Annotated in this window: 11 protein-coding genes; 7 read left to right on the top strand and 4 right to left on the bottom strand. The window is 68.8% G+C overall.

Features of this window, described 5'->3' with window-relative positions; all coding sequences use genetic code 11:
- The first annotated feature begins 146 nt into the window (after positions 1–146).
- The 6 genes from ACZ7MG_RS07895 to ACZ7MG_RS07870 all read left to right on the top strand — a co-directional run bounded on the left by ACZ7MG_RS07895 (position 147) and on the right by ACZ7MG_RS07870 (position 8,927).
- Positions 147–1,415: a glycosyltransferase gene (locus ACZ7MG_RS07895; RefSeq protein ID WP_471388053.1), complete on the top strand. Its 1,269-nt coding sequence runs from the start codon at positions 147–149 to the stop codon at positions 1,413–1,415.
- Positions 1,412–3,082, top strand: coding sequence for an ArnT family glycosyltransferase (locus ACZ7MG_RS07890; RefSeq protein WP_471388050.1), 1,671 nt, complete (start codon positions 1,412–1,414; stop codon positions 3,080–3,082). The genes ACZ7MG_RS07895 and ACZ7MG_RS07890 overlap by 4 nt, the downstream gene beginning before the upstream one ends.
- The gene (locus tag ACZ7MG_RS07885; protein ID WP_471388047.1) at positions 3,079–4,332 is read left to right on the top strand and encodes a glycosyltransferase; all 1,254 of its coding nucleotides are present in this window, start codon (positions 3,079–3,081) and stop codon (positions 4,330–4,332) included. The genes ACZ7MG_RS07890 and ACZ7MG_RS07885 overlap by 4 nt, the downstream gene beginning before the upstream one ends.
- 68 nt (positions 4,333–4,400) lie before the next feature.
- A complete protein-coding gene (locus tag ACZ7MG_RS07880; protein WP_471388310.1) occupies positions 4,401–6,833 on the top strand; it encodes a galactose oxidase-like domain-containing protein in 2,433 nt (810 codons plus the stop codon).
- A 200-nt stretch (positions 6,834–7,033) separates the two neighbouring features.
- Positions 7,034–8,407 (top strand): hypothetical protein, encoded by a 1,374-nt coding sequence (locus ACZ7MG_RS07875; protein ID WP_471388044.1) that lies wholly within the window; start codon positions 7,034–7,036, stop codon positions 8,405–8,407.
- 100 nt (positions 8,408–8,507) lie between these two features.
- Positions 8,508–8,927 (top strand): hypothetical protein, encoded by a 420-nt coding sequence (locus tag ACZ7MG_RS07870; protein ID WP_471388041.1) that lies wholly within the window; start codon positions 8,508–8,510, stop codon positions 8,925–8,927.
- Between the two features lie 12 nt (positions 8,928–8,939).
- Here the strand turns inward: ACZ7MG_RS07870 and ACZ7MG_RS07865 are convergent, their stop codons facing one another.
- From ACZ7MG_RS07865 to trhA, 4 genes are all read right to left on the bottom strand, one after another.
- Positions 8,940–9,668 carry a Mut7-C RNAse domain-containing protein gene (locus ACZ7MG_RS07865; RefSeq protein WP_471388038.1) on the bottom strand — a complete coding sequence of 243 codons (729 nt, stop codon included), beginning with the start codon at positions 9,666–9,668 and terminating at the stop codon, positions 8,940–8,942.
- A 33-nt stretch (positions 9,669–9,701) separates the two neighbouring features.
- Complete coding sequence (locus ACZ7MG_RS07860; RefSeq protein ID WP_471388035.1) at positions 9,702–10,337, bottom strand: TetR/AcrR family transcriptional regulator; 636 nt, start codon at positions 10,335–10,337, stop codon at positions 9,702–9,704.
- Between the two features lie 4 nt (positions 10,338–10,341).
- The gene (locus tag ACZ7MG_RS07855) at positions 10,342–11,916 is read right to left on the bottom strand and encodes a DHA2 family efflux MFS transporter permease subunit (protein WP_471388032.1); all 1,575 of its coding nucleotides are present in this window, start codon (positions 11,914–11,916) and stop codon (positions 10,342–10,344) included.
- Positions 11,917–12,039: 123 nt separating this feature from the next.
- Positions 12,040–12,798 carry a PAQR family membrane homeostasis protein TrhA gene (gene trhA / locus ACZ7MG_RS07850; RefSeq protein WP_471388029.1) on the bottom strand — a complete coding sequence of 253 codons (759 nt, stop codon included), beginning with the start codon at positions 12,796–12,798 and terminating at the stop codon, positions 12,040–12,042.
- Between the two features lie 359 nt (positions 12,799–13,157).
- Between trhA and ACZ7MG_RS07845 the strand changes: the two genes are divergently transcribed.
- On the top strand, positions 13,158–14,984 hold the full coding sequence (locus ACZ7MG_RS07845; protein WP_471388026.1) for a phosphoenolpyruvate carboxykinase (GTP): 1,827 nt from the start codon (positions 13,158–13,160) through the stop codon (positions 14,982–14,984).
- Positions 14,985–15,039 lie beyond the last annotated feature (55 nt).

Genomic DNA, 15,039 nt, shown 5'->3' with positions numbered 1-15,039 from the left:
TCCGATTAGATGTTCTACCGAACGGAAACACGCTTTTTATCGGAAGGGTCCCCAGGGTTCACAGTTTCCCCCTAGTCTCTGCACAGTGACGCGGCGGGAGTAACTCCCGCCGCGACAGGGGGTATTGAGATCCGGGGGGATCTGTTTTGCTGACGTCTGTCTTCATAGCCGTCGTCTCGCTTGCCTTGTTCTGGATGGCGGCTTTCACCTTGTGGTGGCAGATGCACGCGTGGCGTACGCCCGAAGTGCTGGCCTCCACCCGCTTCAGCAGACCGGACGGCGACGAGCATGTGTCGTTCTCACTGCTGCTGCCGGCACGCCATGAACAGGCCGTGCTGGACCACACCATCCAACGACTGCTCGAATCCAGCCACGACGACTTCGAGATCATCGTGATCGTCGGGCACGACGACCCGGAGACCACTGCGGTGGCCCGGGCCGCCGCGGAGCGCGACCCACGGGTCCGCGTGGTGGTCGACCACCACGAGAAGAAGAACAAGCCGAAGGCCATGAACACGGCGCTGCCGCACTGCCGCGGCGACGTCGTCGGGGTCTTCGACGCCGAGGACCAGGTCCATCCCGAGCTGCTCACCCACGTCGACCACGCCTTCCGCACCACCGGCGCGGACGTCGTCCAGGGCGGAGTGCAGCTCATCAACTACCACTCCAGCTGGTACAGCCTGCGCAACTGCCTGGAGTACTTCTTCTGGTTCCGGTCCCGACTGCATCTGCACGCGCAGAAAGGGTTCATCCCGCTCGGCGGCAACACCGTCTTCGTCCGCACCGATGTGCTGCGCGAGGCCGACGGCTGGGACCCCGACTGCCTCGCCGAGGACTGCGACCTGGGCGTGAGGCTCTCCAGCGTCGGCAAGAAGGTCGTCGTCGCCTACGACTCCGACATGGTGACCCGGGAGGAGACCCCCGGCAGCCTGATGTCCCTGATGAAGCAGCGCACCCGCTGGAACCAGGGCTTCCTCCAGGTCTACCGCAAGAAGGACTGGAAGCAGCTGCCCGGCTTCCGGCAGCGGCTGCTGGCCCGCTACACCCTGATGACGCCGTATCTCCAGGCGATCTCCGGGGTGATCATCCCGCTCAACGTGGCCATCGCGCTCTTCCTCGACGTCCCCGTCGGCGTCGCCTTCATCACCTTCCTGCCGGCCGTCACCGCCCTCGTCACCTTTGTGTTCGAGCTGGTCGGACTGCACGACTTCGGCAAGCAGTACGGCCTGCGCGTCAGGTTCGTGCACTACGTCAAGCTCGTCGTGGGCGGCCCCTTCTACCAGGTGCTCCTCGCCCTCGCCGCCGTGCGCGCCGTATGGCGTGAGCAACGCGGCCGCACCGACTGGGAGTTGACCAGTCACGTCGGCGCACATCTCGTCAACGCGAACGTGAACCGAGAGGACGTTCCTGCGTGACCTCCATACTTCCCGCGGCGACCAAGACGGAAGTCAAGGTCCCCGCGCAGCGGACAGCTGCGCCCACAGCCGGTTCGACCAGTCGAACAACCCCGTCCCCTGACACTCCGCCGGCCCCCAAGCGGCTGCGCGACTCACGTCTCGACCTGCTGCTCTGCGGTCTCCTGCTCGTCGCGATCATGATCGTGCAGGGCTGGAACATCGCCGACTACCCGACCCTCAGCGACGACGAGGGCACCTACCTCGCCCAGGCCTGGGCCGTGCAGGAGGGCAGGGGACTCGCCCACTACACCTACTGGTACGACCACCCGCCGCTCGGCTGGATCCAGCTCGCCGCACTGACCTGGATCCCCGCCCAGCTCTCCCCCGAGTCGATGACCGTCGGCTCGATGCGGGCGGTGATGCTGCTGATCAGCGCGATCAGCGCCGTCCTCGTCTACGTCCTCGGCCGCCGCCTCTCGCTGCCCCGCTGGGCCGCCGGCCTCGGCATGGCCCTCTTCGGGCTGTCCCCGCTGTCCGTGGTGCTCCAGCGGGAGATCTTCCTCGACAACATCGCGGTGATGTGGACGCTCCTCGCGTTCTGCCTCGCCGCCTCACCGAGCCGTCACCTCTGGCACCACTTCGGCGCGGGCCTCGCCGCCGCCGCGGCGGTGCTCACCAAGGAGACGATGCTCCTCGTCCTGCCCGCCGTCCTGCTCACCATGTGGCGGCACAGCCACCGCGACACCCGAAAGTTCGCCCTCACCGGCGCCGTCACCGCCTGCGTCCTGATCGGCGTCTCCTACCCGCTGTTCGCCCTTCTCAAGGGCGAGCTGCTGCCCGGCGCCGGCCATGTCTCGCTGTGGGACGGCATCGTCTACCAGATGAGCCGCCCCGGCTCCGGCTTCATCCTCACCGAGGGCACCGGCTCGTACGGCGTCCTGCAGTCCTGGCTCTACTACGACCGGGTGCTGCCGCTCGGCGGCCTCGCGGGCGCGCTGCTCCTGCTGGTCACCTGGCGCTGGTCGGTGACCGCGCGCGCCCTCGCCGGACCCGCGCTCGCCGTCGCGATCCTCGCCGGCATGGCCCTGCGCCCCGGCTATCTGCCCGCGATGTACGTCCTCCAGGCACTGCCCTTCCTCGCCCTCGTCCTCGCGGGCGGCACGGCGAGCGTCACGCACGGCGTGCTGCGCCGCTGGCGGAGCACGACCGAGAAGCGGGCCCTGACCTGGGCACGGCACGGCGTGGCCCTCGCGCTGGCCGCCGCCGCGGCCGTGTACGTCGTCCCGCGCTGGTACGACGGCAACCACACCGCGATGACGTTCGACGCCAACGCCCCCTACCAGCAGGCCGCGAAGTGGCTCGGCAGCGAGGTCGAGGACCCGGCGGGCACCCGTGTCCTCGTCGACGACGCGCTCTGGCTCGACCTCGTCCACGAGGGCTACAAGCCGGGGCTCGGCGTCATCTGGTTCTACAAGGCCGACCTCGACCCGGCGGTGACGAAGACGATGCCGCGCGGCTGGCGCGACCTCGACTACGTGGTCGCCTCCCCGACCGTACGGCGTGACGCGGTCGACCTGCCCAACGTCAAGGGCGCCATCGAGAACTCGACACCGGTCGCCACCTTCGGCACCGGCGAGGACCGCATCGAGATCCGCAAGATCGAGGCCGCTGGAGGCGACCGATGAGCAGCGGAAGCCACGAGTCCACCGCGCCCGGGGAACTGGGCGACCCGGTCGTGCGGGGCGCCGAGGTACCGGAACCCGGGGCCGTCACCATCGTCGTACCGACCTTCAACGAGTCCGCCAACGTACGGGAGTTGCTGCGCCGGATCACCGAGACGGTCCCCGGGCGGCTGCCCTGCGAGGTCGTCTTCGTGGACGACTCCACCGACGACACCCCCGAGGTGATCGACAAGGCCGCGCGGGACTGCCCGTTCCCGGTGACCGTGCTGCACCGCGACGAACCGGTCGGCGGCCTGGGCGGCGCGGTGGTCGAGGGCATCAAGGCGGCCACCTCCGACTGGATCGTCGTCATGGACGGCGACCTCCAGCATCCGCCGTCCCTCGTACCGGACCTGGTGGCGACCGGGGAGCGGTCCTCGGCGGGCCTGGTCGTCGCCTCCCGCTACATCAAGGGCGGCAGCCGCGCCGGACTCGCGGGCAGCTACCGCGTGGCCGTCTCACGCGGCGCGACCTGGCTCACCAAGTCCCTTTTCCCGCGCCGGCTGCACGGCATCAGCGACCCGATGAGCGGCTTCTTCGCGATCCGCCGCAGCGCGGTCACCGCCGAGATCCTCCAGCCGCTCGGCTACAAGATCCTCCTCGAACTCGCCGTGCGCAGCCGCCCCCGGCAGGTCACCGAGGTGCCCTTCGTCTTCCAGGACCGGTACGCCGGCGAGTCCAAGTCGACCGCGCAGGAGGGCCTCAAGTTCCTGCGCCACCTCGCCGGACTGCGCACCGCGTCGCCGCTGGCCCGCATGATGGTCTTCGGGCTGATCGGCGTCACCGGCTTCCTGCCGAACCTCGCGGGCCTGTACGCCCTCACCTCGGCCGGGATGCACTACGTCCCCGCCGAGATCCTCGCCAACCAGCTCGGGGTGCTCTGGAACTTCTTCCTCATCGAGCACCTCTGCTTCCGCGAGCGGCGCCGGTACCGCAAGGGATGGGACCGCATCGGCCGGTTCGCGTTGCTCGCCAACGCCGACCTGGTGCTGCGGATCCCGCTGATCGCCCTGTTCGTGGGCGAGTTCGGCATGGGCGCGCTGCCCGCGACCGCGCTCGCCCTGGTGACGACGTTCGTCCTGCGCTTCGTCGGGACCGAGGCGCTCGTCTATCTGCCTCGCAAGACATCCCGCCGTGGGGAGCGCGGCGCGGAGGAGGGCGAGGAGAGGAAGGCAGCCGAGCAGGCAGCCGGACCGGCAAGGAGAGCCGCGTGAAGAACCACCTGAAGGACCGCTTGACCGGCTGGATCGGATCCAGACCGAGTCCGAGACCGAGTCCAGGACTGAGGCCGAAGCCGAGGCCGAGAGCGAGGGCCAGACGCAGAACCGCGCTGCTGGCGGTCGGAGCCCTCGCCTCCGGCCTCCTGCTGATCTCACCGCAGCCCGCGTCCGCCGCCAACCTCATCCAGAACCCCGGCTTCGAGACCGCCGCCGCCGGCGACATGCCGTACTGCTGGGAGAAGTCCGGCTGGGGCGACAACGACTTCACCTTCACCGCCACCTCCGACGCCCACAGCGGCTCCAGGGCCATGAAGGTCGAGCTGACCCGTCGGGTCTCCGGCGACCGCAAGGCCCTGATCACCGAGTCGGCGGCCTGCGCGCCGTCGGTCGCGGTGGGCAAGCAGTACGACCTGTCCCTCTGGTACAAGTCGACGACCCCGGACACCTCCATCACCGTGTTCCGGCACGACACCACGGCCGGCTGGCAGTACTGGACGGACCTCAAGACGCTGGAGATGGCCGGGAGTTGGACCGAGGCGACGGTCCGCACCCCCGAGGTCCCGGCGGGCACCGACCGCATCACCTGGGGCGCCTCCGTCTACGGCACCGGCTCCCTCACCACCGACGACTACACGATGGACGTGGTCGCCGACCCCGTCCCCGAACCGGAGTGCACGGGCACACCGGAGCAGTGCCTGAACGGCCGCTGGGACGTGCTGCCCACCCAGAACCCCGTCCGCTCCATGCACTCCGTCGTCCTCAACAACGGCAAGGTGCTGCTGATCGCCGGCTCCGGCAACAGCGAGGAGATGTTCGAGGCGGGGACGTTCACCTCGGCCGTGTACGACCCGGTGAACGGCACGTACAAGCAGATCCCCACCCCGGACGACATGTTCTGCGCGGGCCATGTCCAGTTGGACGACGGCCGGGTCCTCGTCATGAGCGGCAACAAGGCGTACCCCGTGGTGGGCGGGCACGGCTACGAGGGCTACAAGGACTCGTACATCTTCGACCCGGTGACGGAGACCTACAGCAAGACCAACGACATGAACGACGGCCACTGGTACCCGTCGGCGACGATCCTCGGCAACGGTGACGTCATCTCGTTCGGCGGTCTGCGCGAGGACTCCACGGGTTCGGTGACCGCCGAGCTGTGGTCGGACGCCGAGCAGAAGTGGCTCGAACTCTGGAAGGTCAACCAGACCTGGTCGTACTGGGGCCTGTACCCGTCGATGATCCTGATGCAGGACGGCCGCCTCTTCTACTCCGGCAGCCATGTCTTCGGCAACAACATCCCCGGCACGGGTTCGGCGATCTACGACTACGGCGCCAACACGATCACGCAGGTACCCGGCCTGCAGCGCAAGGACGAACGCGACCAGTCCGCGAGCGTGCTGCTGCCGCCCGCCCAGGACCAGAAGGTCCTGACGATCGGCGGCGGCAACATCGACTCGAACCCCGAGGCGAACCGCCTCACGGACGTCATCGACCTCAAGGCCGCGAACCCCGCGTACGTGGCGGGCCCGCCGATCCCGCAGGGCACGGTGGACCTGGGCAACGGGAAGGTCGCCCAGACGGGTAACCAGGGCAAGATGTACGTCTCGGCGGTCCTGCTGCCCGACGGCAAGGTCCTGGAGACGGGCGGCGCCCTGCACAACCGCGCCGACCCGGTGTTCGAGACGTCGATCTACGACCCGGCGACGAACACGTTCGACCCGGTGGCGACGGACCCGGAGGAGCGCGGCTACCACTCCTCGGCGTTCCTGCTCCCCGACGGCCGGGTCATGACCACGGGCGACAACCCGGGCAACGGCTCCTGGAACCACGACGTGTCGATCTACACCCCGCCGTATCTGTTGAAGGGCGCGCGTCCTTCCATCACCTCGGTGATCGACAAGGAGTGGGTGTACGGCGACACCCAGCGCATCACGGTGGACCGTCCGATCGCGAAGGCGGAACTGATCCGCCCGGCGGCCGTGACCCACTCCTCGGACCCCAACCAGCGCTTCGTGGACCTGCCTCTCTCGGTCGACGGCAACAACGTCGACCTGAACGTGACGAGCAACCCGAACCTGGCCCCGCCGGGCTGGTACATGCTCTTCGCGGTCGACGCCAACGGCGTGCCGTCGGTGGCGGAATGGGTCCACCTCCAGGGCCCGTCCGCCCTCGCCGAAGCCTCCGGCGAGGCGCCCTCGGCCCACGTCCACGAGTTCGCCGAGGCCCCGAAGGGCAAGACCACCGGCCCGGGGAAGAAGGCCAAGTCCAAGAAGGTCAGCCCGACGATCTCCGGCTGCGACCGCCACTACGGCACGGCCAACGTCTGCGTCCCGACCGCGTTCCCGGACGAGGTCAAGAACACGACGGTGGCCCGCTGCGCGTGGCTGAAGGAGAACGACTACGGCCGCCTGAAGCTCAACGGCAAGGACGACCCGCTGAAACTGGACCGGGACCGGGACGGTGTGGCTTGCGGGGAGGGGGATGTGAAGCGCCGCTGACGCGGACGGGAGGGCACGAGTGATCGGCCCCGTATCCGGCGATGGTCCGCCGGATACGGGGCCGTGTCGGTTGCCCGGTGCGGCTGTGCCTCAATTTGCGAACGTTGACAGGTAATTCACGCGATGTTCTTATGGCGGTCCACGAGCTGTCGGACGACGGGGGATTCGTGAAACCTGTAATCAGCAGAACGACTCGGGTAATGTCCGCCGCCGCGGGAGTCCTCCTTGTGGCGACGAGTGGCGGCACCACCCAAGCCGCCGACGTGTACGACGAAGTCAGAAAGGTGACCAGCTCCACCGATCTGGCGAATCACCGGCTGCAGGAGCGGCGGGTCTCGACCGCCACCATTGCCGAACTGGACTCCAGGCTTCCCAATGTCGGCGTGGCGGACGTTCTCGCCAGTGCCAATCACTCCATGAAGTCGGTCAGTTCGGGCCAATGCGCGGCAAGGGAGGCCAAGGCGCTTCCCGTCAAGCCCGGTTACTCCTCCGGATACTGCTGGGACACCGGAGACGCGACCACCCAGCGGTGGCTCCCCCAGGGGCTGACCTCGTCGGGCGACGCCGACAATGACGGGCTGTGGGGAACCAACAAGGTAATTCTCTCGGGGTGGAAGTCCAACGACGACGGTTTCTTCAAGGAATTCGACCCATCGCAGACGAAGTATCCCAACAGTCGCAACCTGACGCGCGTGGCCTTCATCGACGCGAATGACCCGGCCGCGATGAAGTACCGCTGGGTTCTGCTCGTGGTACCCACGGAAGGAGGCGCCAACTTCGACAACCTCGGCGCCAACATCGGCGGTATGGCCTGGTTCGGCGACAAGCTGATGATCACCGCGAAGGGGGACGACTCACGTGACAACGCCCTCTTCGTCTTCTCCATGAAGCACATTCTGCAGGCGACGGTCAACGACGACCCCATCGGCAGAGTGAGCGGCGGATACTCGGCCCACGGATATCAATACGTCATGCCGGCCATCGGTTCCTATGGGCTGAAGAGCGGCGGCTGCGGTGCGGCGGCGGGCATCTCCTGCGCCGCCTCCATGTCCGTCGACCGGAGCGCCACGCCGGACAGCATCGTCCTGAACGAGTGGCAGTCCTCCAGCACCCCGAAGATCGGCCGCACCTGGAGCTATCGTCTGGCCGCGCCGTCCGAGGCCGGAATGCCGCTGGAGGTGGACGCCTCCGGGTACGCCGATGTCTCGGAGATGTACACCGCCGACGTGTCCGGTGTGCAGGGGGCGCTCTGGTACACGGACCCGGCCACGGGGAAGCGGTCCTGGTACATGCCCAAGCACCGGGGCGGTCCGGGGCAGCAAGGTGTCTACTACAAGCGCGACACCCAGGGCAGAACGACGACGAGTTGCTCGGGAACGGACTCGGCCGGAGCCTGCTGGGCGGCCCACTCGCAGGGCATGTCCCTCTGGTGGAACGGCAAGACCGTCTGGAGCCAGACGGAATGGGCCGCGAACGCATCGGGGAAGTGGGTCGACGACGCGAATTCGGGCTGGCAGTCGAGCGTGATCCGTGAACGCGTCCTGTTCTCGGTCCCGCTGTCTTCCATGCCCTGAGTGTCCATGCGCTGAGTCGAACCGCACGACGGCGGAATCACGTTGGCCCGCCGTCGTGCGGTTCGGTAGCTTCTCCCCATGACCGACAGACAAAGGGGCGATGCCGCGTAGGCGCCCATCCGTCCTGCGGGACGAGCGTCGTGCTCGCGGGGCGAGCCGACGACGGTATCCGTTCATCGACGGCCTGTCAGGCTCCTGTACCGCCGCTCTGTGCCGACTCGAACGCACCCGCTTCCCTCCCGAGGCGACGGCGGAGGCGTTCTGGCACTGGCGCAGGCTCGCCCACGGCCCGCTCCGGCAGCTCGCGGACCCGGAGACGGCCAACCGGTGCGGCATCGAGGGCTGTTGCGACGTGGCTTACTTCCGCGATCATCTCGAAGCCGTGCTGCACGCCCTCCCGACGAAGAGCGCACGAGAGTTACGCCTCCTCGTGACGGCCCTCGACGACAAGATCCTGCGCCGGGCACGGGCGATCCGGGTCGACCACCGAGGCGGGCCATGGTGGCGCGACCAGCTCTAGGGCCCCGCAGGACTACCGGTGGCCGAACTCCTCCACGGCGCGCACCACGATCGTCTCCAACTGCTCGTGGTGCGCGCCCTTCCAGTACGCCCGGCCGCAGTCGTCGCACTGCGCGAACACGTCGTACGACCGTTCGGTGCCGCCCTCCAGGCGGTCGGCGACCTGCTCCTTCGTCGCCGGTTTCAGGAGGCCGTTGCAGGCGGTGCAGCGGGTCCAGGGGTGGAGGGTGGGGGCGAAGCGGTTCAGGACGTCTCGGAGTTGGTCTTCTGGGTGGGTGCTGTAGATGTACGCGCCCGCCCACAGCTCGCGTCGGCGGAGCAGGCCCCGGTCGCGGCTGAGCATGACCCGTTGCTCGGTGGCGGACTGTGTCGCGAGCGCCGGGTCGCCGATGTCGGTGGACTCGTAGGCCGCGTCCATGCCCAGGAGGCGTAGGCGGCGGGCCAGGGTGCCCAGGTGGACGTCGAGGAGGAAGCGGAGCGGGGCGCCCGGGACCTGTTGGGGGCGGGCGACCGGGTGGACGGTGACCGACTCGCCGTGCGCCGGGATGTGGGAGACCGGGACCTCGCGGCCGTCCACGAGCAGTGTGCCCACCTCCGTCAGGGGGATGCCCAGGGACTCCACGACGTGGCCGAGGGTGGAGGCCCCGTCGGTGGCCAGGGGGGTCGCGGCGCCGCGGCGGGCGTGGGGGACGAACAGGGCCAGTTCGGGGGCGACTTCGATGTGGATCTCGGCGGGTTTCACCTGGTCAGGATCGCATGGGGGAGGGGGACGGGCTCAGGGGTTTTCCGTCGGCAGGCCGTGCAGGATCGTGTTCAGGGCGCGGTCCACCAACGTGGCGAAGTCGTCGCGGTGGTCGTTCTCCGCCCAGTACAGGGACGTCTCCATCAGGCCGCCGATCAGGGACATCGCCCAGACGCGGACCTCCAGGCCGTGCGGGTCGCGGCCGGTGCGTTCGGCGATGGCCGTGCAGAGCATGCGGCCCGTCACCGACATGCTCTCCATCATGCGGGAGCGCACCGCCGGGACCTGGACCATGAGGTGGGTGCGCAGCTTCGCCACTTCGAGGTCGTCCTCGATGCCCGTGCGGACCGCCTCCCGCATCACATACCGGATGGTGTCCGGCCAGGGCTCGTCCGCCGGTCGGGCCCGGAGTTCCTCCAGGAGGATCGGGTCGTACTCGTCGGTGAGGACGATGTCCTCCTTGGTCGGGAAGTAGCGGAAGACGGTCGACGGGGACACCTCCGCCCGGTCGGCGATCTGCTCGATCGTCGTGGCGTCGTAGCCCTGCTCCCGGACGAGCGCGTACGTCGCGGCGCGGATCGCCTCGCGCGTCTTGATCTTCTTCCGTTCGCGCAACCCGAGCGGGGAGCGGTCGGCGGGAGTCGAAGTGGTGGGGTGTGCGGCCGTCATGGGGTCATTGTCGGGCATCGGCCGGGGAGGTGGCCAGGTCAGGGCCCTTGCTCCGCCCGCTCGCGACGCCCCGTCCCGTCGTCGCCCCCGGCAGGAACGCCGCCGCCAGCAGCGCCGCGACCAGGGCCGCGCCGGCGCAGACCAGCAGGACCACGGTCATGCCGTGGACGTACGAGGCGTTCGCGGAGGTGAGGAGATCGGCCGTGCCCGTGCGTTCGGCGATCAGGTGGGCCGCCACCACCGAGTCCCCGGCCGCGTCCGCCGCCCGCGCGGGCAGCCCGGTCACGTCGAGGCGGTCCCGGAACACGCCCGCGAGCAGGCTGCCGAGCAGGGCGATACCGATCGCGCTGCCCACCTGGCGCAGCGTCATCAGCAGCCCCGAGCCGCTGCCGGCCCGGTCGGTGGGCAGGGTGCCCAGCGCTTCGGACATCGCCGGCACGATCGCCAGCCCGAACCCGGCCCCGGCGAACGACAGCCACAGCGCCGTGAAGCCGTAGCCGGAGTCGACCGTCGTACGGCTGCCGAGAAGTGCCGCGAAGGCCAGCACCACCAGGCCCGCGCTCACCACCGACCGGGCGCCCAGCCGTGCCACGAGGGGCTGCGCCGTGCGCGCGCCGACCAGCAGGCCGCCCATCAGCGGCAGCAGTCGTACGCCTGTGCCCAGCGCGTCGTGGCTGAGGACCGCCTGGAGGTACGGCGGCAGGACGAAGAGCAGGCCGGAGAGGACGAACATGACGAGGGTCGCGGCGAGGGTGTTGAAGAGGAAGCCGCGATGGGCCAGCAGGGCCATGTCCAGCATGGGGCGCGCGGACCGGCGTTCGCGCAGCACCAGAGCGGTGATGAGGACGACGGCTGCCGCGAACATGCCCAGCACCAGCGGGTCGGTCCAGCCTCGGGTGGGGGCCTCGATGATCGCGTAGATGAGGGAGCCGAGGCCCGCGGCGGTGAGGGCGGTGGAGAGGGTGTCGACGCGTGGGGAGGCGGGGTCGCGGGTCTCGGGGAGCAGGAAGACGCAGGCGGCGATACCGATCGCCGCCATCGGGACGTTGATGAGGAAGACCGAGCCCCACCAGACGTGGTTGAGGAGCCAGCCGCCGATGATCGGGCCCAGCGGCAGGCCGAGCATGGAGGCCGCCGAGACGATGCCGACCGCCTTGGTGCGCTCGGCCGGTGTGAAGAGCGAGGGCAGTACCGAGAGGGCGAGCGGGGTGACCAGCGCGGCGCCGATCCCCATGACCGCGCGGGCCGCGACGACCGCGTTCACGTCCTGGGCCAGCGCGCCCACGACCGATCCGGCCAGGAAGATCCCGAGGCCGACGATCAGCATCCGCCGTCTGCCGAAACGGTCGCCCAGCAGTCCGGCCGGGAGCATCAGGGCCGCGAAGACGACGATGTACGCGTCCGCCATCCACTGCTGCTCACCGGTGGTGGCGCCCAGTTCCCCGGCCATGGTCGGCAGCGCCACGTTGAGGATCGTCATGTCGAAGCCGAGCGTCAGCATGCTGGCGACCAGGGCGCCGAGGGCCCACCAGCGGCGGGGGTCGGGTTGAGCCTGGGAAGGGTTAATGACAGTCTCCATGAAATGAGAGTAGCTCTCAAAAGGTGGTGAGTGTCAATCGTTTCGCTGTGCGGGCACGCGAAAGTGGCCGCGGCTTGGCAGCCGCGGCCACTGAAGAGAGGCGCGTCGAGGTGTCCCGGAGGGTCAGCCGTGCTGGTACGCCACCAGTGAGATCCCCACGTAGTGCGTGACGAACGCGGCGAGGGTGAACGAGTGGAAGACCTCGTGGAAGCCGAACCAGCGCGGTGACGGGTCGGGGCGCTTGAGGCCGTAGATGACTCCGCCGACGCTGTAGAGGACGCCGCCGACGATCACCAAGACGAGGACGGCGATACCGCCGGTGCGCATGAAGTCGGGCAGGAAGAAGACAGCAGCCCAGCCCATCGCGATGTAGCAGGGGGTGTAGAGCCAGCGCGGGGCGCCGACCCAGAACACCCGGAAGGCGATGCCGGCGACGGCCGCTCCCCAGATGCCCCACAGCAGCCACTGCCCCTTGGCGCCGGGCAGGAGCAGCATGGTCAGCGGGGTGTAGGAGCCCGCGATGATCAGAAAGATGTTGGCGTGATCCAGTCTGCGCAGGATGCCGTCCATCCGTGGGCTCCAGGTGCCCCGGTGGTACAGCGCGCTCACACCGAACAGCAGACAGGCCGTGAGGGCGAAGATCCCGCAGGCGATGCGGCCGCGGGTGGAGTCCGCGAGGGCGGTGAGCACCAGGCCGGACACGAGGACGGCCGGGAACATGCCCAGATGCAGCCAGCCCCGGAGTTTGGGCTTGATCTCGTCGGTGAGCTGCTGGATCTCATCGGTGATCTGGTGGGCGATCTGTTGCGGCAGGGATCGCGCGTCGGAATCGCGGCCGTCGGCCGTCGTCTCCGTGTGCGCATCGGGGACGGGCGCTGTCATGCCTTGCATCGTACCTACGGAGCCGTAACTTACGGGACCGTGCGGGCTGTTCGCGTTCCCCGAAGTGGCCATCCTCTCACGCGTGGTCCCTGGAGGGGATGCTTGAGCGCGCATCCGGACACCCATGGTGAAGCGGTGGTGACGGACGGAAACCCCCCGGGTGAAAACCGGTGAGTGGTGATGGTCACGATGCTCACGTGTGAGGCCCTCTGGACATATGGGCACTCCCGTCGGATGATCAAATGAGTGCGGTCGGCACCGGATGAGCGCCCAGGGGTCCACGAGATCCGATCCGTGAAGCATCCGGGCCGCAGCCCCCACGGGGCCTCCAATAAAAAATCCCTCATTTAGGAGCAATCGTGGCGCGCGACATCGCGGCTCCCCCTTCCACCGTCCCGACCACCCACCGAGAACTCGTGGCGTGGGTGAACGAGATCGCTGAACTGACCGAGCCGGACAATGTCGTCTGGTGCGACGGATCCGAGGCCGAGTACGAGCGCCTGTGCGGGGAGCTCGTCGAGAAGGGCACCTTCCGGAAACTCGACCCGATCAAGCGCCCGAACTCCTACTACGCCGCGTCCGACCCGACCGATGTCGCCCGGGTCGAGGACCGTACGTTCATCTGCTCGGAGAAGGAGGAGGACGCGGGCCCCACCAACCACTGGAAGGCCCCCGCCGAGATGCGGGACATCTTCCAGGGCGAGAAGGGCCTGTTCCGCGGCTCGATGCGCGGGCGCACGATGTACGTCGTCCCGTTCTGCATGGGCCCGCTGGGCTCGCCGCTCTCCGCGATCGGCGTCGAGATCACCGACTCCGCGTACGTCGCCGTCTCCATGCGCACGATGACCCGTATGGGACAGCCGGTGCTGGACGAGCTCGGCTCCGAGGGCTTCTTCGTGAAGGCCGTGCACACCCTCGGCGCGCCCCTCGCGGAGGGCGAGGCGGACGTCCCGTGGCCGTGCAACTCCACCAAGTACATCTCCCACTTCCCCGAGAGCCGCGAGATCTGGTCGTACGGCTCCGGGTACGGCGGGAACGCGCTGCTCGGCAAGAAGTGCTACGCGCTGCGCATCGCGTCGGTGATGGCGCGTGACGAGGGCTGGCTCGCCGAGCACATGCTGATCCTCAAACTGACGCCGCCGCAGGGCGAGTCGAAGTACGTGGCCGCCGCCTTCCCGTCGGCCTGCGGCAAGACGAACCTCGCGATGCTGGAGCCGACGATCTCCGGCTGGACCGTCGAGACCATCGGCGACGACATCGCGTGGATGCGCTTCGACGAGGACGGCCAGCTCTACGCCATCAACCCCGAGGCCGGGTTCTTCGGCGTCGCGCCCGGTACCGGCGAGCACACCAACGCCAACGCGATGAAGACGCTGTGGGGCAACTCGGTCTTCACCAACGTGGCGCTCACGGACGACGGCGACGTGTGGTGGGAGGGGATGACGGAGGAGACCCCGGCCCACCTCACCGACTGGAAGGGCAACGACTGGACGCCGGGGGCGGAGGCGCCGGCCGCGCACCCGAACGCCCGGTTCACGGTGCCGGCGTCCCAGTGCCCGATCATCGCGCCCGAGTGGGAGAACCCCAAGGGCGTGCCGATCTCCGCGATCCTGTTCGGCGGCCGCCGGGCCACGGCGGTGCCGCTGGTGACCGAGTCCTTCGACTGGAACCACGGGGTGTTCCTGGGCGCGAACGTGGCGTCCGAGAAGACCGCGGCGGCCGAGGGGAAGGTCGGTGAACTGCGCCGCGACCCGTTCGCGATGCTGCCCTTCTGCGGGTACAACATGGGCGACTACATGGGGCATTGGGTCGACGTCGCCAAGGGCAAGGACCAGGCGAAGCTGCCGAAGATCTACTACGTCAACTGGTTCCGCAAGAACGACGCGGGCAAGTTCGTGTGGCCCGGGTTCGGTGAGAACAGCCGGGTCCTGAAGTGGATCGTGGACCGGCTGGACGGCAAGGCGGAGGGTGTGGAGACGCCGATCGGCATCCTGCCGGCGCCGGGCGCCCTCGACACGGAGGGGCTGGACCTCTCCTCCGCCGACCTCGACTTCCTGCTGACCGTCGACAAGGAGGTGTGGCGGGAGGAGGCCGCGCTGGTGCCGGAGCATCTGAACACGTTCGGTGATCACACGCCGAAGGAGCTGTGGGACGAGTACCGGGCGCTGGTGAGCCGACTGGGCTGACGCCCCGCGCTAGAGCTCCGCGACCGGCCGGGTATGGGGTTGCCCTGACCAGCGA

This window comes from Streptomyces sp. NPDC107538, from assembly GCF_055657445.1.
Note: the sequence above shows the minus strand (reverse complement) of the source record. Positions and strands in the feature narration are given on the sequence as shown.

Bases quoted from the DNA above. Each gene is read 5' to 3' on its own strand.
- ACZ7MG_RS07885 (WP_471388047.1), top strand. From the start codon at position 3,079: ATGAGCAGCGGAAGCCACGAGTCCACCGCGCCCGGGGAACTGGGCGAC.
- ACZ7MG_RS07875 (WP_471388044.1), top strand. From the start codon at position 7,034: ATGTCCGCCGCCGCGGGAGTCCTCCTTGTGGCGACGAGTGGCGGCACC.
- ACZ7MG_RS07870 (WP_471388041.1), top strand. From the start codon at position 8,508: ATGCCGCGTAGGCGCCCATCCGTCCTGCGGGACGAGCGTCGTGCTCGC.
- ACZ7MG_RS07860 (WP_471388035.1), bottom strand. From the start codon at position 10,337: ATGACGGCCGCACACCCCACCACTTCGACTCCCGCCGACCGCTCCCCG.
- ACZ7MG_RS07855 (WP_471388032.1), bottom strand. From the start codon at position 11,916: ATGGAGACTGTCATTAACCCTTCCCAGGCTCAACCCGACCCCCGCCGC.
- trhA (WP_471388029.1), bottom strand. From the start codon at position 12,798: ATGACAGCGCCCGTCCCCGATGCGCACACGGAGACGACGGCCGACGGC.